Source organism: Pseudonocardia bannensis, assembly GCF_012911875.1.
Taxonomy (GTDB): domain Bacteria; phylum Actinomycetota; class Actinomycetes; order Mycobacteriales; family Pseudonocardiaceae; genus Pseudonocardia; species Pseudonocardia bannensis.
The window spans coordinates 1-22,743 of record NZ_JAAXKZ010000047.1; the positions used below are offsets into that span (position 1 = coordinate 1).

The window sequence follows — 22,743 nt, forward strand, 5'->3', positions numbered from 1 at the left end:
GTCATCACAGGGCGCGCAGGTTCACGTGATCGAGCCGGGGTTCCTCGCGCTCGGTGCCGAGCACGCTCCAGGCCGCAGGGTCCATCGCGAAGTGCACCCCGTCCGTCGCGGGCAGGCCGATCCAGCGGGCCATCAGCACCCGGCTGAAGTGGCCGTGGCCGACGAGCACCACGTCTCCCCCCGCCAGTACGGTGCGGATCTCGGCCAGCAGCGCGTCGGCCCGCGCGGTGACCTGCTCGGCGCTCTCGCCGCCGGGGACCGGGTGGCTCCACACCGTCCAGCCGGGGTCGGTCCGCCGGATCTCGGGGGTGGTGATGCCCTCGTAGTCGCCGTAGTCCCACTCGGCGAGCCGGTCGTCGACGCGGTCGATCTGCAGGCCCGCGAGCTTCGCCGTGTCCTTGGCCCGCTGCCGCGGACTGCTGAGGACGAGCGCCGGCGCCGCGTCGCTTCCGCGGAGCGCGGCGAGCACCGCACCCGCCGCGCGGGCCTGCTCCCGGCCACGTTCGGTCGTCGGGATGTCCGTCACTCCGGTATGCCGGCCCGTGGCCGACCACTCGGTCTCCCCGTGGCGGAGAAGGAACACCCGCCCGGGCTCGCCATCGTCGGCCACGTCATCGAGACTACGGGCCGATCGGGGAGTTCCGCAGGGCCGTGGGGACGCCCGGGTGGGCGTGCACGGTGGCCGTCGTGAGCCGGGGCACGGACCGGACGAGGGCGTTCTCGGCGTCGTGCGCGATGCGGTGGGCGCGGTCCAGCGAGAGGTCGGCCGCCACCGAGATCGTGACCTCGGCGCGCAGCGTGTGGCCGATCCAGCGCAGCCCGACCCGGTCCACCCCGGCGACGCCGTCCACGCGGCCGAGCGCCGCGGTCGCCTGCTCGACCAGGGCGGGGTCGACGGCGTCCATCAGCCGGGCGAGCACGTGCCGGGCGGCGCCGACGGTGACCACACCGATGGCCGCCGTGATGAGCAGGCCGATCACGGGGTCGGCCCAGCGCCAGCCGATCGCGGCGCCGCCCGCGGAGAGCAGTACGGCGGCGGAGGTGAGCGCGTCCGTGCGGGCGTGCAGGCCGTCGGCGACCAGTGCCGCCGACCCGATCCGGCGGCCCGTCCGGATGCGCACCTGGGCAGCGATCTCGTTGCCGGCGAACCCGATGAGGCCCGCGACGGCCACCGCGCCGATGTGGCGCATGTCCGTGGGCTCGGCCAGGCGTCGCAGCGACTCGAGGCCGGCCAGGATCGCGGAGGTGGCGATCACGGCCACCACGACGATGCCGGCGACGTCCTCGGCCCGGCCGTAACCGTAGGTGAACCGGCGGGTCGCGGGGCGGCGGCCGAGCAGGAACGCGATGCCCACCGGGACGGCGGTGAGCGCGTCGGCGACGTTGTGCAGGGTGTCGGACAGCAGCGCGACCGATCCGGAGGCCAGCACGACGACGGCCTGGAACGCTGCGGTCACGCCGAGCGCGATCAGTGAGATCCACAGGGCGCGCATGCCGGCCCGGGAGCTCTCCATCGCCGGGTCGATGCGATCGGCGGCATCGTGGCTGTGCGGCACGACCAGATGGGTCACCGCCCGCCAGGCCCGGGTCGCCCGATCGGCCTGGCCGTGCCCGTGGCCGTGCCCGTGGCCGTGCCCGTGGCCGTGCCCGTGGTGCTGGTCGACGCTCATGGCAGTGCCTCCCGCCCCGGGGTTCCGCCATCCCCGGACGACTGACACCATACGTGCTCATGTACGCACGCGACGACAGTGCAAGTGCGGAAGCCTGGCAACGGCTACCGGAGAGCGAGCACGTCGAGGCGGCGGCCGAGTCGTTCCGGATGCTCGCCGACCCCACCCGGCTGCGGATCCTCTGGCTGCTCTGCGGCGGCGAGCACGATGTCGGGACGCTCGCGGAGAAGGTGGTCGCGGCGCGGCCGTCGGTGTCGCAGCATCTGGCCAAGCTGCGCATGACGGGCCTGGTCGCCGCCCGCCGGGACGGGCGCCGGGTGGTCTACCGGGCGCGCGGGGGCCACGTCCGGCGCCTGCTGAGGGAGGCCATGGAGGCCGCCGACCACCATCTGACGGGCGCGCCGGACCACAACTGACGCCCCGGAACGCGAAGCGGCGCCGACCGGGACCGGTCGGCGCCGCTGCACGGAGCCTGGGTCAGGCAGCCTGCTTGGTCTCCCAGAAGATCTTGTCGATCTGGGCGATGTAGTCGAGCAGCTCCTGGCCGGTGGCCGGGTCGTTCGAGGCCTTGGTGCCGCCCTCGCCGCCGCCGGCCTTCTTGGTGGCCTTGTTGAACAGCTCGTGGAGCTGGGGGTACTTCTCGAAGTGCGGCGGCTTGAAGTAATCCGTCCACAGCACCCACAGGTGGTGCTTGACCAGGTCGCTGCGCTGCTCCTTGATCAGGACCGCCCGCTTGCGGAACTCCGGGTCGTCGTTGCCCTGGTACTTCTCCTGAATGGCCTTGACGGACTCGGCCTCGATCCGGGCCTGGGCCGGGTCGTACACGCCGCAGGGGAGGTCGCAGTGAGCGGTGGCCTCCAGCCGCGGGCGGAGAATGCGGGACAGAAGCCGCATGGGTCCTCCCTGGTGGTGATCGTTCTGGCGTGGCCAACACTACCCTCGGGATCTTGAGGTCACAGGGTGGACAGCCGCAGTCCGCCGCCGTCACCCGTGTGGGCCCAGGGACGTGGACCATGTCGGGAAGGTCGGGGGAGGCGATGGGCCGATTACGCAGGGTCGCGGTGCGTGGTCCGTCCATGTCTCCGACCCTGACCGACGGTGACGTCGTGCTGGCCCGTTTCGGCACCGCCGTCCGGCCGGGGGACGTCGTGCTCGTGCAGTGGGCCGCGCGGCCCGGACAGCTGTCGGTCAAGCGCGCGGTCCGTGCCGACGGCCCGGGCTGGTGGGTGCTGGGCGACAACCCGTACGGCTCCACCGACTCACGGCAACTCGGCCCGGCGGAGGTGCTGGGGGTGGTGCGCCGCCGGTTGTGGCCACGGCCCGGGCGCTTGCGCGCCCGCGAGTGGTGAGTGATGCCGCAGCGCTACCCGGCACTCACGAGCGCAAGCGCAGGTACCACTCCGCGCACGCGTCCCACCTCGGCAGCAACCCTTGGTCGGCCGCCTCGGCCAGCGTCGGCGCCGCCGCGTCCTTCTCGGACAGAACAGGCGCCACATCGGACGGCCACGGTAGGCCGAGGTCCGGATCCATCGGTGACACCCCGCGCTCCCCGGCCGGGTTGTAGGGCGTCGAGCACAGGTAGGCCATCACGGTGTCGTCGGTGAGCGCGACGAACGCATGCCCCAGCCCCTCGGCCAGGTACACCGCCCGGCACGAGGTGGCGTCGAGCTCCACCGCCTCGAAACGCCCGAACGTCGGCGAGCCCAGCCGGACGTCGACGATCACGTCCAGCAGCGCGCCCCGCGGGCAGTAGACGTACTTCGCCTGCCCGGGCGGGGTGTCGGCGAAGTGCACGCCGCGGATCACCCCGCGCGCGGACACGCTGTGGTTGGTCTGGGCGACGGTGAGGTCGAAACCGAGCGCCGAGCGGAACGCCGCCGACTGGAACGGTGCAGCGAACACGCCGCGCGCATCCGGGAACACCGGAGGCTCGAACATCCACGCGCCGACGATCGGCAGTTCGGTCACCCGCACGGTGAGGAAGGCTACCGGCGGGTCGGTACGTCAGCGGGTAGCATCGCCCACGTACCCGACAGCCGAACCTTCCACCGTCGGCCGCGTCATCCTGCGGCGGCGGCGGGAGGGGCCGTCCGGCACCGCGAAAGGGCCGATACCCGCGACCTCCGGTGCACGGCGAGTGGGCACGCCTCGCGCGCCCCGACGACTCCGCACCCGAGAAAGAGGCCTTTGCGATGACGATCGTTCCCGAGCGCCTGGACGCCGTCCCGTTCCCGACCAGTGACGAGATCTTCGACGCCCACCGCGGCGGCAAGCTCTCCACCGGACTGACTGCTCCGCTGCGCGACGCACGTGACCTGGCCATCGCCTACACACCGGGGGTCGCCGACGTCAGCCGCGCGATCGCGGCGGACCCGGCTCTCGCCGCCCGCTACACCTGGACGAACCGGCTGGTCGCGGTGGTCAGCGACGGCACCGCGGTGCTCGGCCTCGGCGACATCGGCCCGCGCGCCGCGCTGCCGGTGATGGAGGGCAAGTCGGCGCTGTTCAAGTCCTTCGCCGAGCTCGACTCGATCCCGATCGTGCTCGACACCACCGACGTCGACGAGATCGTCGAGACGCTGGTCCGGCTGCGGCCGAGCTTCGGCGCGGTCAACCTGGAGGACGTCTCGGCCCCCCGGTGCTTCGAGCTCGAGGCCCGGCTGATCGAGGCGCTGGACTGCCCCGTCATGCACGACGACCAGCACGGCACCGCGATCGTGCTGCTCGCGGCCCTGCGGGGGGCCTGCGCCGTCGCGGGCCGTGACCTGTCCGGCCTCAGAACCGTGATCTCCGGGGCCGGCGCCGCCGGTGTGGCCTGCGCGAAGATCCTGCTCGCGGCCGGCGCCCGGGACGTCGTCGTGCTCGATTCGCGCGGGGTCCTCGACGCGGGGCGCGGCGGGGTCAAGGCCGAGCTCGCCGCGGTCACCAACCCGCGCGGGATCACCGGCGGCATCGCCGAGGCCCTGGCGGGTGCGGACGTGTTCGTCGGGCTGTCCAGCGCGAAGCTGCCCGAGGAGCTGCTCGCCACGATGGCGCCGGGGAGCATGGTCTTCGCGCTGTCCAACCCGGACCCGGAGGTGCACCCGGAGGTCGCCGCCCGGCATGCCTCGATCGTCGCGACGGGCCGCAGCGACTTCCCGAACCAGATCAACAACGTCCTGGCGTTCCCCGGGGTGTTCCGCGGTGCGCTCGACGCCGGCGCGCGGCGGATCACCGAGCGGATGAAGCTGGCCGCGGCGGAGGCGATCTTCTCGGTGGCGAGCGACGATCTGGCCGCAGACCGCATCGTCCCGAGCCCGTTCGACCCGCGGGTGGCGCCGGCCGTGGCGGCGGCCGTGGCGGCGGCAGCCGCCGTCGAGTAGCGGAGCGTGATCGGGCGCGCGGCTCCAGCCTGCGGATCTTCGTCCGGACGGCCGTGGCTGTCACGCTGGGTCCGGAGAGCTGCGGTAACTCACTCGGGGTGGCGTACTCCAAACGAGTGATGTGACCGGATCGAGTGGGCGAGTCTGTCGTTGTGTCGGGTGACCGGTCGGCACAAGCCTCAGGGAGACGCCCGTGAGCGAGTTGGGACATCGCCTCGGCGAGGGCTTCGACGATGCCGACCCGGGCGGGGCGGCCGAGCCGTCCGCCACCCGGGTCCCCTCCGAGGCCGTGGCCCGCGCCGATCTGCTGCGCTCCCGTCATGCGGTGTTCGGTGACGCTCGCCCGGAGGCGGTGCGGTTCGCCCACCAGCTCGCCCGGGCGATCGCCGAGAAACCGGCTCCCGGTGAGCGGGTGCCGGGCGGCGCCGCCGTCCCGGAGGCCGCCGATCCGCGTCCCGTCCGGCTGGTCGAACCTCCCCGCCCGGTGGGCACCGACACCGAGCACGCCGCGCCGACCGATCCGGGCGGGGCGTTCCCGCGGGTGCTCCCCGTGCTGCGCGACGCCGCCTTCGGCTCGGCCCCACCGGCTCCGCTGCCGGAGGGCACGCGCCCCCCGGTCGCGCCGGGTGGCCTCGGGGTCGTGCCGCTGCCGACCGCCCCCTCGCTCGTGTGCGACCGGTCGGAGCGGGTGCTGCGGGTCAACCCCGCCTTCCTCCGGCTGGCGGGTCGCAACCTGGACGACCCGGAGCACGGCCCGCTCGGGCGGCGGCTGCCCCAGCTGGTGGTCGGGCCCGACGCCGACGCCCGGCTGGTCCGCGGCGACGGCTCGCTCGTGCGGGTCCGCGTGATCCGCTGGGAGCTCCCCGGCGACCTGCACGCCGTGCTGCTGGTCGAACTCGGAGAGCAGACCGCGGCGGATCTCGCCCGTGAGGCCGACCGTCGCTGGACGGCCGAGCTCGAACGGATGGCCCGCGTCGGCACCTGGACCTACGAGCTGTCGACGGCCACGCTCACGCGCAGCGAGACGCTCCAGGAGCTGTACCGCTCGGTCGGGATCGCCGCCGACGGGGCGCCGGGCCGGGCCGGTGCGCACGGCGGCCCGGTCGAGGGTGAGCAGGTCGCGCTGCTGTGCCAATCGCTGCGCTCGGGCGCCCGCACCTTCGACCACCACGTGGAGCTGCGGCTGCCCGGGGACCGGATGCTCAGCTGCCGTGCCGAGGTCGAGCGGGCCGCCGACGGCACGCCGGTCCGGCTGGTCGGGGTGGTCCGCGACGTGAGCACGCAGCGCCAGGCCGACGCCCGGGTCCGGTCCTCGGGGCAGCGCTTCGCGGACCTGATGTCCCTGGTCCCCGCCGGGATCGGGCTGATCGACGGATCGGGGCGGCTGGTCGACGCCAACCCGGCGCTGTGCGCGCTGCTCGACGTCCCGCTGGAGCGGTTGCGCGGGATCCCGGCGACGGCGCTGACGGCCGAGCCGGACGGGATCGAGCCGGACCGGAACACGCAGGTGAGCGGGGACGGGCTGCCCGGTTGGCTGCGCCGGGTCCCGCCGGGGGCCCGGCACGCCTATCGGATCGACGCGCTGCCGATGCTGCGCGGCGACGGCACCCGCGTCTGGTGCGAGGTGGGCGTCTCGGTCTCCCTCTCCGACGACGGCGGCGCGTTCTGGCTGGTCGTCTGCACCGACATCGGGGAGCGCCGCCGGGCCGCGGAGCTGCTGCGCAGTGCCGGAACGATCGACGAGCTGACCCGGCTGCCCAACCGCACCGCCGCGCTGGAGCTGGTCGACCGGCTGCTGACCGGCGCCGGGCGCGACCGGGTCGCGCTGGTCTGCGGCGACCTCGACGACTTCGCGCGCGTGAACTCGTCGCTGGGGCACGAGGCCGGTGACGACCTGCTGATCACACTGGCCGGGCGGTTGCAGCGCGAGCTGCCGTTCGGCTGCACTGCGGCCCGGCTCTCCGGTGACGAGTTCGTCGTCATCTGCGCCGACCACGGCGAGGCCGGCGGCCCGGACGGGCTCGCCCGTACCGTGGCCGACCTGTTGCGCGCGACCGTCACCGTGCACGGCCGGCCGGTTCACCTGACGGCGTCGGTCGGGCTCGCCACCCCCGCCCCGACCGGGGAGGTGCGGGCCGCCGACCTGTTGCGGTTCGCCGAGGTCGCGATGCACGAGGCGAAGCGGCAGTGCCGCGGCGGGATCCGGATGGCCACCGACGGCGTCGTCCGCTCGGCCACCCGCCAGCTGGAGCTCGAGGCGGAACTGCGCGCCGCGATCGCCGACGACCGGCTGCTGCTGGAGTACCAGCCGGTCGTCGGCCCGGACGGTGTCGTGCTCAGCGCGGAGGCGCTGATCCGCTGGCCGCACCCGGAGCGCGGGATGATCTCGCCGGCCGACTTCCTGCCGGTCGCGCAGCGCGGTGGCCTGCTGCGCGACATGGATCTGTGGGTGCTGCGGACCGCGGCCCGCGAGGCGGCGAGCTGGCCGGCGCACCACGAGCGGCGGATCGCGGTGGCGGTGAACCTGGCCGGGCTGCTGCCCGGTGACGTCGACTTCCTCGCCGCCGTGACCGCCGCGGTCACCGACGCCGGCCTGGCCTGGGACCAGCTGGTGCTGGAGCTCGTGGAGACCAGTCTCGTCGCGCTGCCGCCGCACGCGCTGGCCGCGATGGCCGAGCTCGTCGAGCGCGGCGTGCGGTTCGCCGTCGACGACTTCGGCACGGGCTACTCCTCGCTGGCGCGGCTCAAGGAGCTGCCGGCCCAGACGGTGAAGGTGGACAGGGCGTTCGTCACAGGAGTGGGTACCGATCCCGCCGACTTCGCCGTGGCCCGCGCGGTGGTCGACATGGCCCGCGCCATGGGTCGGACCACGGTCGCCGAGGGCGTTGAGACCGCGGAACAGTTCCACGTGCTGCGGGGCATCGGAGTGGACGCCTACCAGGGATGGCTGTTCGCCCGGTCCCTGCCGGCCGAGGCGATCCGGGAGCTTCTGGCGAGCGGCCGGCTGCCGACTCCCGCGGCGGCGATCGGGGCCTAGATGCTGCCGATCGCCGGCCTGCCGACACCAACGTCGCTGGTCGCGGTCAGGTCACAGCGCTCGCACGCCCGTCGGCAACCGGGTTAGCCTCTGGCGAACGCGGCGGCCGGCAAGGGGTCGTCGGTGAATACGGAGGCCGCCCGGATGATCGAGTTCCGGGGAGTGACCAAGCAATTCCCCGACGGCACGACAGCGGTGGACGATCTGGACCTGGTGGCCGACGCCGGCCGCATCACGGTGTTCGTCGGTCCGTCGGGGTGCGGCAAGACCACGTCGCTGCGCATGGTCAACCGGATGATCGAGCCCACCTGGGGAACGATCCTGGTGAACGGCGCGGACATCATGGACCACGACCCGGCCGAGCTGCGCCGCGGTATCGGCTACGTCATCCAGCAGGCCGGGCTGTTCCCGCACCGCACGATCCTCGACAACGTGGCCACGGTGCCGCTGCTGCTGGGCTGGAACAAGAAGCAGGCTCGGGAGCGCGCCGCGGAGCTGATGGAGCTCGTCGGGCTGGCCCCCGAGATGGCCGGGCGCTATCCGGCGCAGCTCTCGGGCGGCCAGCAGCAGCGCGTCGGGGTGGCCCGCGCGCTCGCCGCCGACCCGCCGGTGCTGCTGATGGACGAGCCGTTCAGCGCGGTCGACCCGGTGGTCCGGGAGAGCCTGCAGGACGAGCTGCTGCGGCTGCAGTCGGAGCTGGGCAAGACGATCGTGTTCGTCACCCACGACATCGACGAGGCGATCAAGCTCGGCGACAAGGTCGCGGTGTTCCGCACCGGGGGCGTGCTCGCCCAGTACGACGAGCCGGGGGTGCTGCTCTCCCGCCCCGCCGACGACTTCGTCGACAACTTCGTGGGACGTGACCGCGGCTACCGCGGGCTGGGGTTCCTGTCCTCGGACGGGTTGCCGATCGGGGAGCTCGCGACCGTCTCGGTCGGCGACGCCGGGCCGTCGGAGGGATGGGCGCTCGTCGTCGACGGCGAGCGTCGCCCACTGGGCTGGCTGGACGGCGGCACACAGGCCAACGGTGCGGTCACCGCGGGGGACCTGGTCCCGGGCGGCTCGCTCTACGACACCGACTCCGGGTCGCTGCGCAGTGCGCTCGACGCGGCGCTGTCGTCCCCGTCCGGGCAGGGCGTCGCGATCGACGGTGAGGGCCGCGTCGTCGGTTCGGTCAGCGCCGACGAGGTGCTGCGCGCGCTGGCCGACGCCCGCCGCACCGGGGCGGCCGCGTGAACTGGGGCTGGATCCCGCGCAACATCGATCTGGTCGCGAGCCTGACGTGGGAGCACATGGTGCTCGCGCTGGTTCCCGTGCTGCTCGGGCTCGCGATCTCGATCCCGCTCGGCTGGCTGGCCGGCCGTACCCGGATCGCCCGCGCCGTGCTGGTTCCGGTGACCGGTCTGCTGTACACGGTGCCGTCGCTGGCGCTGATCGTCGTGCTGCCGATCGTCCTGGGCACCCGGATCCTCGACCCGCTCAACCTGATCGTCGCGCTGACCATCTACACCGTGGCGCTGCTGGTCCGATCCGTCGCCGACGCGCTGGCCGCGGTCCCCGCCGTCACGATCGCCGCCGCGACCGCGATGGGCTACCGGCCGTTCCGCCGGTTCGTCTCCGTCGAACTGCCGCTGGCGGTACCGGTCGTGGTGGCCGGCCTGCGGGTGGCCGCGGTGTCCAACACCAGCATGGTGACCGTGGGGGCGCTGGTCGGCCTCGGCGGTCTGGGCCGGCTGTTCACCGACGGCTTCCAGCGCGACATCCCCGCCGAGATCGTCACCGGCATCGTGCTGGTGCTCGCGCTGGCGCTGCTGGTCGACGGCCTGCTGCTGGCGATCGGCCGGTGGATCACACCGTGGACCCGGGTCGGCGCCGGGGCCCGGGTGCGGGCGGGGGCGGCGGCATGAACGCGGTGATCGCGTGGCTGACCGACCCGGCCCACTGGTCGGGCGGCGCCGGCGTGCCGGTCCGGCTCCTGGAGCACCTCTGGTACACCGCGCTGACCGTGGCGATCGCGGTGGTGATCGCGATCCCCGCCGGGGCGCTCGTCGGGCACACCGGCCGGGGTGGCTTCCTGGTGGTGAGCCTGGCCAACAGCCTGCGCGCGCTGCCGACGCTGGGCCTGCTGGTCCTGCTGGTGTCGTTCATCGGCATCGGCCTGGGGGCGCCGCTGATCGCGCTCGTCGTGCTGGCCGTGCCACCGATCCTCGCCGGTACCTACGCCGGGGTGCAGGCGGTCGACCGCTCGGTGGTCGACGCCGCTCGCGGCATGGGGATGAGCGAACGCGAGATCCTCCTGCAGGTCGAGCTGCCCAACGCGCTCCCGCTGATCATCGGCGGGGTGCGCAGCGCCACCCTGCAGGTGATCTCGACCGCGACCATCGCGGCCTACGTCGGCCTCGGCGGGCTCGGGCGGTTCATCATCGACGGACTCGCGGTCCGGGACTACCCGCAGATGGCCGCCGGGTCGCTGCTGGTCGCCCTGCTCGCCGTCGCCGCCGACCTCGCGCTCGCGTGGTCGCAGCGCCTGCTCGTCTCCCCGGGGCTGCGCTCGGTCTCGGCCTCCCGCCGTCCTACCCCGGCTCCCCGCCCGGCCGCCGAACGGCCTGCGGCCGCCTGACCTGTCCTCCCCGAGAAGGAGATCATCGATGAAACGCAGTCTCGCCGGCCTGGCGACCGCGCTGGTGGCGGGCCTCGTGCTCACCGCCTGCGGTGGGGGAGGCGGTGACCCGCTGTCCAACGGCTCCGGTGGTTCCGCCCAACCTGCCGGTCCGATCCGGATCGGCTCGGCGGCCTTCCCGGAGAACACCCTGCTCGCCCAGATCTACGGCCAGGCGCTGCAGGCCAAGGGCGTGCAGGTCGAGGTCCTGCCGCCGATCGCCAGCCGCGAGGCCTACTTCCCGGGCCTGCGCGACGGGTCGCTCGACCTGGTTCCCGAGTACACCGGGGTGCTGCTGCAGTACCTCGACAAGGACGCCACCGCGAAGGCGCCCGACGAGGTGTACGCGGCGCTGCAGGGCGTGGTCCCCCAGGGGCTGACCGTGCTCGAGAAGTCCTCGGCGGAGAACAAGGACGCCGTCGTCGTCACGCGTGAGACGGCCGACCGGTTGCAGGCGCGGACGATCGGGGACCTGGCCGCCAACTGCGGTGAGCTGGTCTTCGGCGGTCCGCCGGAGTTCCAGACCCGGCCCGACGGCATCCCGGGCATCCAGCAGACCTACGGCTGCAGCTTCAAGGAGTACCGCTCGCTGGACGTCGGAGGTCCGCTGACCGTCGCCGCGCTCCGCGACGGCACCGTGCAGGCCGCCGACCTCTTCACCACCGACCCGACGATCGAGGCCAACGGGTTCGTCGCCCTGGAGGACCCGGAGAACAACTTCGCGGCGCAGAACGTGGTGCCGTTGATCAACACGGCCAAGGCGACCGATCAGGTCAAGGAGGTGCTCAACGGCATCTCGGCCAAGTTGACCACCCAGGCGCTGCTCGACCTGAACGCCCAGCTCGGCGGGCCGGACAAGCCGAACCCGGACACCGTGGCCAAGGAGTGGCTGACCGCCAACGGGCTGGTCTGAACCGCGACCCGCGACGGCGCAGGGACAGGGGTCGGCGACGGCTCCGCCCCTGCGCCGTCGGCGTCTGCGGACCTCTGGCCGCGCTCCGGCCACGCGGGTAGGTTCCCAACGATCTACCGTGAGGAGCCCAGGTTGAAGGTCGCGAGGCTGCGCCGCTACCCGGTCAAGTCCATGCTCGGCGAGGACGTCGCCGCCGCCGACGTCGACGAGCAGGGGGTCGAGGGCGACCGCAGGCTGGCGCTGGTCGACGTCGAGACCGGGCGGGTCGCCACCGCCAAGCACCCGCGGTTGTGGCGGTCGCTGCTGAGCTACACCGCGACCGGGGGCCCCGGCGGGGTGCACATCACCCTTCCCGACGGGCGCAGCGTGCCGGCCGACGACGCCGACGTCGACGAACTGCTGTCCGGGCTGCTCGGTCGCCGCGTGACGCTGTCGCGCGAGCGGGCGCCGGGCGCCGAGGTCGAGCGGCCGGCACCGGAGGACGTGCTCGAGCACGGTGTCGAGGCCGAGGTCGACTTCGAGACCCTGGAGATCTCGCAGGGCACCCCGGGCGCGACGTTCGTGGACTACGCGGCGCTGCACCTGATCACCACGGCGACGCTGGACCGGATCGGGGTCGAGGCGATCCGCTACCGCCCCAACGTGATCGTCGAGACGCCGCCGGGTTACCCGGCGTTCGCGGAGAACGAGTGGGTGGGCCGCGAACTACGGATCGGCGCCGTCCTGGCCCGCGGCACGCTGCCGACGCCGCGCTGCTCGGTGCCGACCCTCGCCCACGGCGACCTGCCCCGCGATCCCCGGGCGGTGCGACCGCTGATGTCCGACAACCGGGTCGACGTGCCCGGTTTCGGCGTGCTGCCCTGCGCGGGCGTCTACCTGGAGATCCTCGACGGTGGCCCGATCCGGGCCGGTGACGAGGTCGCTCTGCACTGACCTGGCGCCCCGCGGGCGTTCGGGCTGTGGGCTGACGGGAAGACCCAGTTACCTTGTGATCTCCGTCACCTGGTGAGAGTATCGGGACGGTCAGGCGTCCACCACCGCCGACCAGAGAGCTGCCCCGATGGCCGAACTCGAGCCGAGAAACTTCCTGCAGCCGTGCCTGTTGCTGCTCCTGCGGGAGCAGGCCGACCATGGCTACGAGTTGGCGGCCCGGCTGCGCCCGATGCACGACGGTGACGGTGACGCCGGCGGCGTCTACCGAGCGCTGCGTGGCCTGGAGCGGCAGGGACTGGTCCGGTCGGAGTGGCAGACCTCCGATGTCGGGCCGGCCCGCCGGACCTATCACGTGACGGCCGACGGCCTGGCCTGCCTCGATGCGCAGGCCCGCGGCCTCGAGCACATCCACGAGGTGCTGCACGTCTTCCTGGAGCGCTACGCCCGCGTGGTGGCGGCCGATCGGCTGCTGGAACACGAGGGGGTGACCGATGACCGTCGAACTGACCGAGGTGACGGCAGGGGACGTGTCAACGGCGTTCGCCAGGCGCCGTGCGCCGATCGCCGCGCTGGGCACTGACGCCGACGCGCTGGCCGCGGCCTGCCATGCGATGGCGCGGCGGTTCCACCGGGGCGGCCGGCTGCTCGCGCTCGGGACGGGTCCCGCGGCGGCCGACGCCGCGCACGTCGTCGTCGAGTTCGTGCACCCGGTGATCGTCGGCAAGCGGGCCCTGCCCGCGCTGGCGCTGCCCGGCGGCGGGTCCGCCGCGACCGTCGAGGTCTTCGGCGGGCCCGACGACATCGCGCTCGTGTTCTCCTCGGACGGCGCCGAGCCGGCACTGGCCGACGCGATGGCCGCCGCAGTGCGCAGCGGGCTGCTCACGGTCGCCCTGCTGGGCGGCGGTGCCGACGGCCGGGGCGGCGCGGTGGGTGCGGTCCCCGGTCTCGACCACGTGATCGTCGTGCCGTCGGAGGACCCGCGGGTGGTCCGGGAGGCTCGGGTGACCTCGTACCACGTGCTCTGGGAGCTGGTGCACGTCTTCCTCGACGCGCCGGAGGTGCTGGCATGACCGCTCCGGAGCAGTGCCACGGCCCGACCTGCATCACCTGCTCCGACGCCGCCGTGGCCGTCACGGTGACCCGGCTGCTGGACGACGGCCTGGCGCTCGTGGACACCGGTGCCGGGCCGGGCACCGAGGAGGAGGTGAGCATCGCGCTGGTCGACGCTCGCGTCGGCGACGTGGTGCTGGTGCATGCCGGCGAGGCGATCGCACTGATGGCCGGAAAGGTGACGCCCGAACCATGACGACCGAGTCGCTCTATCCCTTCCTGCACGCAGGGGCGACCGACGCTGCGGCGCTGCTCGCCGACGTCGCCCGCTCGACACGGGAGAAGGTCGCCGAGATCGGCCGGTTGCGCGAGGAGGTGCTGGACGCCGACGCCGGCGCCCTCGCCGCGTGTGCCTCCGAGATGGCGGACCGGTTCGCCCGGGGCGGGCGGCTGTACGTGTTCGGCAACGGCGGATCCAGCACCGACGCGATGGCCGTCGCCTCGCTGTACGTCGATCCGGGGCCCGGCCGTCGGCCGCTGCCCGCGCTGGCGTTGCCCTGCGATGTGGCGACCCTCACCGCGCTGGCCAACGACATCGGCTTCGAGGTCGTGTTCGCCCGGCCGCTGGCCGCCGCCGGGCGGCCGGTCGACATCGCGTTCGGGCTGTCCACGAGCGGCGGCTCGGCGAACGTGCTGCGCGGGCTGGCCACGGCGCGCGAGCGTGGCCTGCTCACCGTGGGGCTGGCCGGGTACTCGGGCGGCGCGATGGCGGAGGCCGCCGAACGCGGCGAGATCGACCACCTGTTCGTCATGCCGTCGGTGTCGGTACACCGCATCCAGGAGGCCCAGACCACGGTCTACCAGGTGCTGTGGGAGTTGGTGCAGCGCGCGCTCGGCTCTACATGAGCATCGCGCGGTCTGATCGCGGGGCTTCGGGTCCGGCCACGGTGACGGGCCCACCGGGTGTCCAGCGCCGGCGGGTCCGGGTGAGCGGCATCGTTCAGGGCGTCGGTTTCCGGCCGTTCGTGTACGGCCTCGCCGGGGAGCTGGGGTTGGCCGGGTTCGTCGGCAACGACGAGTCCGGGGTGTTCATCGAGGCGGAGGGACCTCCCGCAGCGCTCGACGCGCTGCTGTCCGCGCTGCGGGAGCGGCCGCCGCCGCTCGCCGTGGTCACCGATGTGGCCGCCACCGGGATCGCGGTGCTGGGGGACACGGCGTTCGCGATCGCGGCGAGCGCGTCGACCGGTCGCCGCGCCACGCTGATCTCGCCGGACACCGCGACCTGCGCCGACTGCCTCGCCGAGCTGCGCGACCCGGTCGACCGCCGCTACCGGCACCCGTTCATCAACTGCACCAACTGCGGGCCGCGGTTCACGATCGTCACCGGCGTCCCCTACGACCGCGCTGTGACGACGATGGCCGGTTTCCCGATGTGTGCGGCCTGCGCGGCGGAGTATCACGACCCGGCCGACCGCCGCTTCCACGCGCAGCCGGTGTGCTGCCCGGAGTGCGGGCCGACGTTGCGGTTCACCCCGGCGGGCCGTGACATGGGCACCGCGGCGGGCCGTGACATGGGCACCGCGGCGGGCCGCGAGATGGGTACCGCGGCGGGCGGTGAGGCGGCTACCGGCGCGGGCCGTGGGACGGGCACCGGTGGTGGCGGTGACCCGATCGCGGTGGCGGCGCAGGCGCTGCGGGACGGCGCGGTGCTCGCGATCAAGGGCCTGGGTGGTTACCACCTGGCCGCGCTCGCGGCCGACGAGACCGCCGTCGCCGCGTTGCGGGCCCGCAAGCACCGGGAGGACAAGCCGTTCGCCGTCCTCGCCCCGGATCTGGCGGCGGCGCGCGCGCTGTGCGAGGTCGGCCCGGTGGAGGAGGCCGAGTTGGCGTCGCGGCGCGCGCCGATCGTGCTGCTGCTCCGGCGGCCGGTAGCCGGGGTGGCACCGTCGGTCGCACCGGGCAACGCGCACCTCGGGATGCTGTTGCCGTACACCCCGCTGCACCATCTCCTGCTCGACGACCTGCGCGAACCCATCGTGCTGACCAGCGGCAACGTCTCCGACGAGCCGATAGCCCATCTCGACGACGACGCGTGCGCCCGGCTCTCGGGGATCGCCGACGCGTTCCTGACCCACGACCGGCCGATCCGCACCCGGGCCGACGACTCGGTGCTGCGCGTGGTGCGCGGGCGCACCTACCCGATCCGGCGCTCGCGCGGCTACACCCCGGAACCGGTGGCGCTGCCGATCGCCGCGCCCCGCCCCGTGCTGGGCTGCGGCGCCGAGCTGAAGAACACGTTCTGCCTGCTCCGCGGGGCCGAGGCGTTCTGCTCGCACCACGTCGGCGACCTGGAGAACGCCGAGACGCTGCGTGCCTACACCGACGGGATCGCCCACCTGGGCCGGCTGCTCGACGTGGAGCCGGCGGTGCTGGCACACGACCTGCACCCGGAGTACCTGTCCACGAAGTACGCCCGGCAGCGCGCGGCCGGGGACGGCGAGGACGGCGAGGACGGCGGGGACGGCACCGTGCTGATCGGCGTGCAGCACCACCACGCACACCTGGCCGCGTGCCTGGCCGAGCACGGGGAGACCGGCCCGACGATCGGGATCGCCTGCGACGGGCTGGGCTACGGCACCGACGGGGTGCTGTGGGGTGGCGAGATCATGGAGGTCTCGCTGACCGGCTTCCGGCGGTGGGCCCACCTGGAGCCCGTCGCCCTGCCCGGCGGCACGACGGCGATCCGCCAGCCGTGGCGGACGGCGGCCTCGTACCTGCGTACGGCCGGGATCGATGCCGGGGGGCTGGACGTGACCCGGCGCAACCGCGCGCAGTGGGCGGCGGTGGCGCGGCTGCTCGAGTCCGGTGTGCAGTGTCCGATCACGACCAGCGCCGGGCGGCTGTTCGACGCGGTGGCGGCGCTCGTCGGGGTCCGGGACCGGGTGAACTACGAGGGCCAGGCCGCGATCGAGCTGGAGCAGATTGCCGCCGCCGGTGTGCGCGACGGGTACCGCGCCGGCCGGGACGGGAAGTCGATCCGGGCAGCCGACCTGGTCCGTGGCGTGGTCGGCGACCTGCGATCCGGTGTGGACGCCGGCGTGATCTCGGCGCGGTTCCACAACGGGCTGGCTGACGCCCTGGTGGCCGCGGCCGCCGACGCGGCCACGGACGCGGGGCTGGACGTTGTCGCGCTGTCGGGCGGGGTGTTCCAGAACCTGCTCCTGCTGGAGCGGGTCAGCTCCGGGTGCGAGCGCGCCGGCCTGCGGGTGCTCACCCACTCCCGGGTCCCCTGCAACGACGGCGGCGTCAGCCTGGGCCAGGTGGCCGTCGCCGCGGCCGTCCTCGGTGGGCGGTGACAGCGGAGGTGACCGCTGTCGCCGCTCGGGAGGGGCTCAGCGGTAGCCGGTGGCGTCGGCCGGCTTCCCGGGGTCCTGCACCTCGACGAGGTAGCGCCACGCGTCCGGGGCGGAACCGTCGAGATCGGTGAAGCCGTACACCTGTGCCAGTCCACCGGACGACAGCGACGCCCCTGTCCAGCGCTCCCGCTGCGGATCGGCGGCCAGCGCCGCGACCGCCCGGCCGACGAAGTGCGGCGTCTCGGAGATGACGAAGTGCGGCTGCAGGGCGCACGCGTCGCGCCAGTTCTCCTCGGTCACGCCGAACGCGTCGAGCATGATCTCCGAGCGGAGCCAGCCCGGGGTGAGCGCGATCGCCGTCCCGCCGTGCACCCGTAGTTCGTGCGCCCAGCTGCGGGCGAGCCGGATCGGGGTGACCTTGGCCAGGTCGTAGTAGACGTTGAGCCGGTAGTGCTCCGCGTTGTACTCGGCGGTGCCGTCGGTGATCTCGACGACGAGGCCTCCCGGCCGGCGGATCAGCAGCGGCAGCGCGTACCGGCTGGTGATCAGGTGGGTGTCGATGGCCAGCCGCAGCAACCGCAACCCGTCGTCGAGCGAGTGCTCCCAGACGGGCTTGTCCCACTCGGCCAGAAACTCCCCGCCCCAGATGTCGTTGACGAGCACGTCGAGGCGGCCCTGCTCGGCGTCGATGCGTCCGACGAGCGCCGCGACCTGCTCGGGGACCAGGTGGTCGACCTGGACGGCGATGCCGGTGCCACCCGCGGCCGTGACGAGCTCGGCGGTCTCCTCGATCGTCTCGGGGCGGTCGTAGCCGCCCTGGTCCCGGCCCGGGCGGTGCGCGCGCGTCGTCCGGCCGGTGGCGTACACCGTGGCACCGGCCGCCCCGAGCTGGACGGCGATGCCCCGTCCGGCCCCGCGGGTCGCTCCCGCCACCAGGGCGACCCGTCCGGTGAGCGGGCGGTCCTGCGTCGTCTGCATGACGTCGACGATGCAGGGCTTTCCTGACATCTGCTGTCAGGGAAGGGTGCCCGGGTTCGTCCCAGGTGCTGACGCGCTCGTGAATAGGGGCAGCGTCACGCCCTCACGGGCGGAGCCGGCCGTAGGCCTCGATGGTCGCGTCCCGGGCGTCGTGCATCGCGTAGACGGCGAACTGGTCGACGCCCAGCGACTGCAGCTCGGCCAACCGTTCCAGATGGGCCGACGGGGGCCCGAGCAGGCAGAACCGGTCGACCACGTCGTCGGGTACGAAGTCGGTGGAACGGTTCCCGGCGCGGCCGTGGTGGGAGTAGTCGTAGCCGGCGCGCCCGGAGATGTAGCCGGTCAGTTCCGCCGGGACCGCGCCCGAGGACTCGCCGTAGCGGGCGACCAGGTCGGCGACGTGGTTGCCCACCATCCCGCCGAACCAGCGGCACTGGTCGCGGGCGTGGGCGAGGTCGTCACCGACGTAGGCCGGTGCGGCCACGCAGACAGTGATCGCGTCGGGGTCCCGCCCCGCGGCGTGGGCCGCGGCGCGTACCGACTTGACCGTCCATTCGACCAGGTAGGGGTCGGCGAGCTGCAGGATGAACCCGTCGGCGCAGCGCCCGGTCAGCTCCAGGGCCCGGGGCCCGTACCCCGCCACCCAGATCGGTGGCGACACCCCCGCGCGCACCCACGGGATCCGCACCGGCGTGCCGTCGACGTCGGCCTCGCGGCCGGCGGTGAGCTCGCGGATCACGTGCACCGCCGCCTCGAGCCGGGCCAGCGTCGTCGGCGGGCGGCCCTGCACCCGCACGGCGGAGTCGCCCCGGCCGATGCCGCAGACCGTCCGGGGCCCGTACATGTCGTCGAGCGTCGCGAACAGCGAGGCCAGCACGGTCACGTCCCGGGTCCCGGGGTTGGTGACCATCGGCCCGACCCGCAGCCGTGAGGTCGCGTCCAGGATCCGGCTGTAGATGACGAACGGCTCCTGCCAGAGCACGTGGGAGTCGAAGGTCCAGCCGTGGCTGAACCCGAGGTCCTCGGCCCGCACCATCGTCTCGATCACCGCCGAGGCGGGCGGGTCGGTCTGCAGGACCAGTCCGATGTCCATCCCGGGCGCCTATCGGAGGGCCTGGCAGGTGTCACGGCGCAGGAAGCAGCCGTCCCCGGCGCTGCCCAGGTACTGCCCGCCGTCGACGATCACCCGGCCGCGGGAGAGCACCGTCTCGGCCCGGCCGGTGACGGGGCGGCCCTCGTAGCAGGAGTAGTCGACGGCCATGTGGTGCGTCCGCGCCGAGAGCACGTGGACCGCAGCCGGGTCGTAGATCACGACATCGGCGTCCGAGCCGGGCGCGATGGTGCCCTTGCGCGGGTAGAGCCCGAACATCCGCGCGGGGGTCGCACAGGCGATCTCGATCCAGCGCCGCCGCCCGATGCGCCCGTCGAGCACCGCCTGGTGCAGCAGGTCCATCCGGGTCTCGACGCCCGGGACCCCGTTGGGGATCTTGGAGAAGTCGCCGACGCCGAGGTCCTTCTGTCCCGTGAAGCAGAACGGGCAGTGGTCGGTGGACACGACCGACAGGTCGTCGGTGCGCAGCCCGCGCCACAGCGCGGCCTGGTGCTCGGCCGGCCGCAGCGGGGTCGAGCAGACGTACTTCGCGCCCTCGAAGTCCGGGCGGGCCAGGTCGTCGACCGACAGGAACAGGTACTGCGGGCAGGTCTCGGCGAACGCGTTGACGCCCGCGTCGCGGGCCTGCGTCACCTCGGCGAGGGCCTCGGTGGCCGACAGGTGCACGATGTAGATCGGGGCGCCCGCGACCCGGGCCAGCTGGATCGCCCGGTTCGTCGCCTCGGCCTCCAGCAGGGCGTGGCGGACCTCGCCGTGGTAGCGCGGGTCGGTGTTGCCGCGGGCGAGAGCCTGCTCCACCAGCACGTCGATGGCGATGCCGTTCTCGGCGTGCATCATGATCAGCCCGCCGGTGTCGGCGCCCCGCTGCAGCGCGCGCAGGACCTTGCCGTCGTCGCTGTAGAGCACGCCGGGGTAGGCCATGAACAGCTTGAAGCTGGTGACACCCGCGCCGACGAGGGTCTCCATCTCCTTGAGCGACGCCTCGGTGACGTCGGACATGATCATGTGGAACGCGTAGTCGATCGCGCAGCGGCTCTCGGCCTTGGCGTGCCAGGTGTCCAGGCCCTCGCGCAGCGAGCCGCCGGCCGGCTGGATGGCGAAGTCGACGATCGTGGTGGTGCCGCCCCAGGCCGCGGCCCGGGTGCCGGTCTCGAAGGTGTCCGCGGCGACGGTGCCGCCGAAGGGCATCTCCATGTGGGTGTGCGCGTCGACCCCGCCGGGGATGACGTAGCGGCCGGTCGCGTCCAGCACGGTCGCCGTGCCGTCGGAGGCGAACGCCTCCGCGAGTCCGGATCCGGGCGTGGCCAGCGCGACCACCTGCTCGCCGTCGATCAGCACGTCGGCGGCGATCTCGTCGGTGGCGGTGACGACCAGGCCGCCGCGGATCAGGGTGCGGGTCACGGCTCCTCCTCGGCGCCGATCGGAGCGACGGCGTGCAGCGCCGCGGTCAGGATCGCGAGGCCCTCCGCGGCCTCGGTCGCGGTGAGGGACAGCGGTGGTGCGATGCGCAGCACGTGGCCGTGCAGCCCGCCCTTGCCGATGAGGAGCCCGCGGTCCTTCGCCTCCTGCAGCACCGCGGTGGCCAGCTCCGGAGCGGGCTCGCCGGGTGTGCCCGTGCCCGGGCGGACCAGTTCGACGCCGATCATCAGGCCTTTGCCGCGGACGTCGCCGACGATGGGGGAGTTCAGCGCCGCCAGCCCGTCGATCAGGCCGGGGCCGATCCGGGCGGCGTTGCCCTGCAGGTCGTGGTCCAGCAGGTGGCGCAGGTTGGCCAGGGCGCCGGCCGAGGTGACCGGGCTGCCGCCGAACGTCGAGATCGAGTTCGCGGTGAGCGAGTTCATGACGTCGGCGCGGGCGATGACACCGCCCATCGACAGGCCGTTGCCGATGCCCTTGGCACACGTGACGACGTCCGGGGTCAGGTCCCCGTGCGTGTGCGCCTGCCAGCCCCAGAAGTGCTCACCGGTGCGTCCCCACCCGGTCTGGACCTCGTCGCTGATCCAGAGGATGCCGCGCTCGCGCAGCACCTCGGCGAACGCGCCCAGCAGCCCGTCCGGGCCGTGGGTGAAGCCGCCGACGCCCTGGATCGGTTCGGCGATGAACGCCGCGACGTCGCCGCCGGCCTGGTCGAGGACCTCGCGCAGGTCGGCGACGCAGGCCGCGATGAACTCGCCGTCGGACAGACCGGCGAACGGCGAGCGGTACCGGTTGCCGCCGTGCACGTAGTAGGTCTGGAACGGCGACAGGCTGGTCGGCGACCAGGAGCGGTTGCCGGTGACGCCGATCGTGGAGAACGACCGGCCGTGGTAGCTGCCGCGCAGGGCGAGGACCTGGTTGGAGCGACGGTAGGAGCTGGCCAGCAGCAGCGCGGTGTCGTTGGCCTCGGTGCCGCTGGTGGTGAGGAAGACCCGGGGGTCCGGAATGGAGGCGATCGCTGAAATTTCTTCGGCCAGCTCCACCATCGGGCGGTTCAGGTACAGCGTCGAGGTGTGCAGGATCCGCCCCGCCTGCTCGGTGACGGCCTTGGTGACCGCCGGCAGCGCGTGCTCGGTCATCGTGGTGAGGATGCCGCCGAAGAAGTCCAGGTAGCGGCGGCCGGCGGAGTCCCAGACGTGGCGGCCCTCGCCGCGTTCGATCTCGATCGGCTCGTCGTAGTAGAGCGCGAGCCAGGACGGCAGCACCGCCCGGGTGCGGGCGTGCAGGTCGGCGGCAGAGTCGACGGGAGAGCCGGCGCTCATCGCGCGACCAGGGGGCCGTAGGCGTCGGGACGGCGGTCGCGGTAGAACGCCCATTGCCGGCGCACCTCGTCGATCAGCCCGAGGTCGAGGTCGCGCACGACGAGTTCCTCGTCCGAGCCCGACGCCGGATCGCCGACGAACTGCCCGCGGGGGTCGACGAAGTAGCTGGTGCCGTAGAAGTCGTCGTCGCCGTACTCCTCGACGCCCACGCGGTTGATGGCGGCGACGAAGTACTCGTTGGCCACCGCCGCGGCGGGCTGTTCGAGCTTCCACAGGTACGCCGAGAGCCCGCGGCTCGTCGCCGACGGGTTGAAGACGATCTGCGCGCCGGCCAGCCCGAGTGCGCGCCAGCCCTCGGGGAAGTGCCGGTCGTAGCAGATGTAGACGCCGACCTTGCCGACGGCGGTGTCGAACACCGGCCAGCCGAGGTTGCCCGGCCGGAAGTAGAACTTCTCCCAGAACCCGTGCACCTGCGGGATGTGGTGCTTGCGGTACTTGCCCAGCACCGTTCCGTCGGCGTCGATCACCGCGGCGGTGTTGTAGTAGTGCCCCGAATCCTCGACCTCGAACACCGGCACCACCAGCACCATCCCGGTCTCCCGGGCCAGCTCGCGCATCCGCTGGACGGTCGGCCCGCCGGGCACCGGCTCGGCCCAGCGGTAGTGCTCGGCGTCCTGCACCTGGCAGAAGTACGGGGCGTTGAACATCTCCTGGAAGCCCATGATCCGTGCGCCCTGACCGGCGGCGGCGCGGGCGCAGCCCTCGTGCACCTCGATCATCGACGTGGTGTCCCCGGTCCATTTCGCCTGCAGGATCGCCGCGCGGACGACGGACGGCATCTCGGACATCGGTCCCCCTTCTGCCGGAGCAGACACCGTGGGGCTGCCGGACGGCGCGGCGCAAGAGGCTTCAGGCTCTCGACAGCGGCCGGTCGAA

The 22,743-nt window shown here is 73.4% G+C and carries 23 protein-coding genes; 14 read left to right on the forward strand and 9 right to left on the reverse strand.

Annotated elements, in window-relative coordinates:
* Positions 1–4: 4 nt before the first annotated feature.
* Positions 5–610: an acid phosphatase gene (locus tag HF519_RS14370; RefSeq protein ID WP_169413442.1), complete on the reverse strand. Its 606-nt coding sequence runs from the start codon at positions 608–610 to the stop codon at positions 5–7.
* A 10-nt stretch (positions 611–620) separates the two neighbouring features.
* Complete coding sequence (locus HF519_RS14375) at positions 621–1,670, reverse strand: cation diffusion facilitator family transporter (protein WP_169413443.1); 1,050 nt, start codon at positions 1,668–1,670, stop codon at positions 621–623.
* Positions 1,671–1,729: 59 nt separating this feature from the next.
* Between HF519_RS14375 and HF519_RS14380 the strand changes: the two genes are divergently transcribed.
* The gene (locus HF519_RS14380; protein ID WP_169413444.1) at positions 1,730–2,086 is read left to right on the forward strand and encodes an ArsR/SmtB family transcription factor; all 357 of its coding nucleotides are present in this window, start codon (positions 1,730–1,732) and stop codon (positions 2,084–2,086) included.
* Positions 2,087–2,147: 61 nt separating this feature from the next.
* On the opposite strand, the gene sodN is transcribed toward HF519_RS14380, so the two are convergent.
* Complete coding sequence (gene sodN, locus HF519_RS14385; protein ID WP_169413445.1) at positions 2,148–2,564, reverse strand: superoxide dismutase, Ni; 417 nt, start codon at positions 2,562–2,564, stop codon at positions 2,148–2,150.
* 143 nt (positions 2,565–2,707) lie between these two features.
* On the opposite strand from sodN, the gene HF519_RS14390 reads away from it, so the two are divergent.
* A complete protein-coding gene (locus HF519_RS14390) occupies positions 2,708–3,019 on the forward strand; it encodes a S26 family signal peptidase (RefSeq protein WP_281358529.1) in 312 nt (103 codons plus the stop codon).
* Positions 3,020–3,044: 25 nt separating this feature from the next.
* Here the strand turns inward: HF519_RS14390 and HF519_RS14395 are convergent, their stop codons facing one another.
* Positions 3,045–3,644 (reverse strand): dTDP-4-dehydrorhamnose 3,5-epimerase family protein, encoded by a 600-nt coding sequence (locus HF519_RS14395; protein ID WP_169413447.1) that lies wholly within the window; start codon positions 3,642–3,644, stop codon positions 3,045–3,047.
* A gap of 218 nt (positions 3,645–3,862) precedes the next feature.
* Between HF519_RS14395 and HF519_RS14400 the strand changes: the two genes are divergently transcribed.
* The 12 genes from HF519_RS14400 to hypF all read left to right on the forward strand — a co-directional run bounded on the left by HF519_RS14400 (position 3,863) and on the right by hypF (position 16,980).
* Positions 3,863–5,032 carry an NAD(P)-dependent malic enzyme gene (locus HF519_RS14400; protein WP_169413448.1) on the forward strand — a complete coding sequence of 390 codons (1,170 nt, stop codon included), beginning with the start codon at positions 3,863–3,865 and terminating at the stop codon, positions 5,030–5,032.
* Positions 5,033–5,225: 193 nt separating this feature from the next.
* Complete coding sequence (locus HF519_RS14405) at positions 5,226–8,069, forward strand: EAL domain-containing protein (protein WP_169413449.1); 2,844 nt, start codon at positions 5,226–5,228, stop codon at positions 8,067–8,069.
* A gap of 144 nt (positions 8,070–8,213) precedes the next feature.
* Complete coding sequence (locus HF519_RS14410; protein ID WP_169413479.1) at positions 8,214–9,305, forward strand: ABC transporter ATP-binding protein; 1,092 nt, start codon at positions 8,214–8,216, stop codon at positions 9,303–9,305.
* Between the two features lie 56 nt (positions 9,306–9,361).
* Positions 9,362–9,976, forward strand: a complete 615-nt coding sequence (locus HF519_RS14415) for an ABC transporter permease (RefSeq protein ID WP_169413480.1) — start codon at positions 9,362–9,364, stop codon at positions 9,974–9,976.
* On the forward strand, positions 9,973–10,689 hold the full coding sequence (locus tag HF519_RS14420; protein ID WP_169413450.1) for an ABC transporter permease: 717 nt from the start codon (positions 9,973–9,975) through the stop codon (positions 10,687–10,689). The genes HF519_RS14415 and HF519_RS14420 overlap by 4 nt, the downstream gene beginning before the upstream one ends.
* A gap of 28 nt (positions 10,690–10,717) precedes the next feature.
* Positions 10,718–11,641, forward strand: a complete 924-nt coding sequence (locus HF519_RS14425) for an ABC transporter substrate-binding protein (protein WP_169413451.1) — start codon at positions 10,718–10,720, stop codon at positions 11,639–11,641.
* A gap of 132 nt (positions 11,642–11,773) precedes the next feature.
* Entirely contained in the window at positions 11,774–12,574 is an 801-nt protein-coding gene (locus tag HF519_RS14430) for an MOSC domain-containing protein (protein ID WP_169413452.1), read from the forward strand.
* A gap of 127 nt (positions 12,575–12,701) precedes the next feature.
* Positions 12,702–13,154, forward strand: a complete 453-nt coding sequence (locus HF519_RS14435) for a helix-turn-helix transcriptional regulator (protein ID WP_169413453.1) — start codon at positions 12,702–12,704, stop codon at positions 13,152–13,154.
* Positions 13,066–13,644, forward strand: a complete 579-nt coding sequence (locus HF519_RS14440) for an SIS domain-containing protein (RefSeq protein ID WP_169413454.1) — start codon at positions 13,066–13,068, stop codon at positions 13,642–13,644. The genes HF519_RS14435 and HF519_RS14440 overlap by 89 nt, the downstream gene beginning before the upstream one ends.
* Positions 13,641–13,880: a HypC/HybG/HupF family hydrogenase formation chaperone gene (locus HF519_RS14445; protein WP_169413455.1), complete on the forward strand. Its 240-nt coding sequence runs from the start codon at positions 13,641–13,643 to the stop codon at positions 13,878–13,880. Before HF519_RS14440 ends, HF519_RS14445 begins: the two co-directional genes overlap by 4 nt.
* Entirely contained in the window at positions 13,877–14,530 is a 654-nt protein-coding gene (locus tag HF519_RS14450) for a D-sedoheptulose-7-phosphate isomerase (protein ID WP_169413456.1), read from the forward strand. Before HF519_RS14445 ends, HF519_RS14450 begins: the two co-directional genes overlap by 4 nt.
* Positions 14,527–16,980, forward strand: coding sequence for a carbamoyltransferase HypF (gene hypF / locus HF519_RS14455; protein WP_169413457.1), 2,454 nt, complete (start codon positions 14,527–14,529; stop codon positions 16,978–16,980). The genes HF519_RS14450 and hypF overlap by 4 nt, the downstream gene beginning before the upstream one ends.
* Positions 16,981–17,016: 36 nt before the next feature.
* On the opposite strand, the gene HF519_RS14460 is transcribed toward hypF, so the two are convergent.
* The 5 genes from HF519_RS14460 to HF519_RS14480 form a co-directional block, all read right to left on the reverse strand.
* Complete coding sequence (locus HF519_RS14460) at positions 17,017–17,958, reverse strand: SDR family oxidoreductase (RefSeq protein WP_169413458.1); 942 nt, start codon at positions 17,956–17,958, stop codon at positions 17,017–17,019.
* 103 nt (positions 17,959–18,061) lie between these two features.
* Positions 18,062–19,051, reverse strand: coding sequence for a TIGR03842 family LLM class F420-dependent oxidoreductase (locus HF519_RS14465; RefSeq protein ID WP_169413459.1), 990 nt, complete (start codon positions 19,049–19,051; stop codon positions 18,062–18,064).
* Between the two features lie 9 nt (positions 19,052–19,060).
* Positions 19,061–20,470 (reverse strand): dihydropyrimidinase, encoded by a 1,410-nt coding sequence (gene hydA / locus HF519_RS14470; protein WP_169413460.1) that lies wholly within the window; start codon positions 20,468–20,470, stop codon positions 19,061–19,063.
* Positions 20,467–21,807, reverse strand: coding sequence for an aspartate aminotransferase family protein (locus HF519_RS14475; protein WP_169413461.1), 1,341 nt, complete (start codon positions 21,805–21,807; stop codon positions 20,467–20,469). The genes hydA and HF519_RS14475 overlap by 4 nt, the downstream gene beginning before the upstream one ends.
* Positions 21,804–22,646: a nitrilase-related carbon-nitrogen hydrolase gene (locus tag HF519_RS14480; RefSeq protein ID WP_169413481.1), complete on the reverse strand. Its 843-nt coding sequence runs from the start codon at positions 22,644–22,646 to the stop codon at positions 21,804–21,806. Before HF519_RS14480 ends, HF519_RS14475 begins: the two co-directional genes overlap by 4 nt.
* Positions 22,647–22,743: the final 97 nt, after the last annotated feature.